The organism is Streptomyces pseudogriseolus (genome assembly GCA_002154585.1).
GTDB classification, from domain to species: domain Bacteria; phylum Actinomycetota; class Actinomycetes; order Streptomycetales; family Streptomycetaceae; genus Streptomyces; species Streptomyces pseudogriseolus.
Map to the genome: position 1 here is coordinate 716 of MUNG01000433.1, position 1,457 is coordinate 2,172.

A 1,457-nucleotide genomic window follows, 5' to 3' on the forward strand; every position below is an offset into this window, starting at 1 on the left:
CCTCGCCGTCGAGGCCGGGCGGCGGGCGCTGACGGGGGTGAACCCGCGCGAGGTGGACCTGCTCGTCCTCGCCCTGACCGACCTCGCCGACCATCTGTACTGGGACGCGGCGGCCCGGGTCCAGTGGGAACTCGGCCTGAGCCGGGCCGAGGCGGTCCTCGTCGACCAGGGCTGCGCGGGCGGGGTCACCGCCTTCGACACCGTCGCGGGACGCTTCGCCACCCACCCCGGCTACGGCACGGCGCTGGTCGTCGGCGCCAACCGCACCGTCGAGGCGTACTGGAACCGGCTGGACACCCACTCGCTGCTGTTCTCCGACGGGGCCGCCGCCGCCCTCGCCGTACGCGACGCGCCCACCCTGCGCTGGCGGGCCTCGTACGCGGAGACCGACGGCCGGTACGCCGACTTCTTCCGGATGGACGTCGGCGGTGCCAGGCAGCCCTTCGCGCCCGGCGCCGGGACACCCTCCGTACGGGACTCCTGGGACGTGGTCGAGTACTTCCAGCACGACGCCGGGCGACTGGCCGCGTACGCCGAGGAGATCGACGACCGCACCGCGCGCGCCGTGCACCGGGCCTGCCGTCAGGCCGGGTGCGCCGAGGAGGACCTGGCCTGGCTCCTGCTGCTCAACGACAACGCCCGGGTCCTGGCGGCGCAGGCGGAGCTGATCGGGGTGCCGCTGGAGCGCACCAACACCGAACTGGCGCGTCGACACGGGCACTTCGGCGCCGCCGACCACCTGTTCTCCCTCGCCCGGACGTACGAGGCCGGGGAGCTGTCGCCCGGGGACCTCGTGGCCCTCGCGACCAACGGCCGCGGCATGCACTGGGCGTGCGCGGTCCTCCAGTGCTGACCACCCGGCCAGGTCCTGCCCGGGGAGCCCTCTCCCGCCACCGAACAGATCGGAGTGACACGCTATGAGCCGTCAACCCGCCCGGCGCGCCTGGACGGCCGCCGCGCTGGTCTGCGCCTGTCTCGGGCTGGTGTCCTGCGGGGCCGAACCCGACTCGGCCGTGCGGGCCTCCGCCGCGGACGACACCCCCGCCTGCAAGGTGCTGCGTCCGCTGGCCGTCGAGTTCGGCCTCGGGGAGCCCTCGGTGAGCGAGATGTCCGGGGAGGGCTGTACCGCACACAGTCACGACTTCGGCACCCTCACCGTGCTGCTGCGGGACCGGCCGCTGGAGGACACGGCCACCGGTCAGGGCAAACGGAGCACGATGCGCTTCGGCGACCACGACGCCGTGATGCTGATGGGTTCGCTGGACGGCGTCTGCAAGATCTTCCTGGACGCGGGGGAGCGGAACACCGTGGAACTGCGGCTCGGCCGGACCACGGCGATGACCCCGCAGGTGTGCACCTCACTGAAGAAGGCGACGGCGAAGGTGGCCGACGGGCTCGCCCCGAAGCCGTCGGCCACAGCGGCCGGCTGACCCGGTACAAGGGAACCGGGGGTGGCG

The 1,457-nt window shown here is 73.7% G+C and carries 2 protein-coding genes (1 of these 2 cut by a window edge); both read left to right on the forward strand.

Features of this window, described 5'->3' with window-relative positions; genetic code table 11:
- Positions 1-853: the 3' portion of a 2-oxo acid dehydrogenase subunit E2 gene (locus tag CCN29_RS30080; RefSeq protein ID WP_442538564.1), read on the forward strand. The gene continues 569 nt to the left of window position 1, outside the view; the window shows 853 of its 1,422 coding nt (coding positions 570-1,422); the start codon falls outside the window, past its left edge; the stop codon is at positions 851-853.
- Positions 854-917: 64 nt separating this feature from the next.
- Positions 918-1,430, forward strand: coding sequence for a hypothetical protein (locus CCN29_RS30085; protein ID WP_006129815.1), 513 nt, complete (start codon positions 918-920; stop codon positions 1,428-1,430).
- The last annotated feature ends 27 nt before the right edge of the window (positions 1,431-1,457 follow it).

Coding starts and splice junctions, on each gene's coding strand:
- CCN29_RS30085 (WP_006129815.1), top strand. CDS start 918: ATGAGCCGTCAACCCGCCCGGCGCGCCTGGACGGCCGCCGCGCTGGTC.